The sequence below is a fragment of the Frankia sp. Mgl5 genome, from assembly GCF_023242985.1.
In the GTDB taxonomy this organism is placed as follows: Bacteria; Actinomycetota; Actinomycetes; order Frankiales; family Frankiaceae; genus Parafrankia; species Parafrankia soli.
The window spans coordinates 1-288 of record NZ_JALKFY010000067.1; the positions used below are offsets into that span (position 1 = coordinate 1).

At 56.2% G+C, this 288-nt stretch carries 1 protein-coding gene; it reads left to right on the plus strand.

Annotated features, from left to right (window positions below; all coding sequences use genetic code 11):
- The coding region (locus MXD62_RS08390) for a hypothetical protein (RefSeq protein WP_248828829.1) at nucleotides 1–288 on the plus strand (288 nt) is incomplete at both ends.

Consider the following 288-nt stretch of genomic DNA (forward strand, 5'->3'; position numbering starts at 1 on the left):
GGATGTGTTGGAAGCAAAGCTGGAAGAGTGGTATGAACAGGACGCTGGCTTTCAGGCTCTCGCTGATGTGATGCTGGATGGACAGGATGACGTCGGTTTGAGCGCGATGCTTTTGCGCCTGTATGATTTTTCCCGCAGCCATCCACGGCCGTCCCGATGGCTGGAGCAGGCTGCCGGGATGTTTGAGCTGGAGGAAGCTAGTTCGCTATCATCATCGCCCTGGACAAAGGCGATCCTGCAATCGATTCGGCTGCAATTGCGGGGGCTGGAAGCCGCTATGCAAAAAGC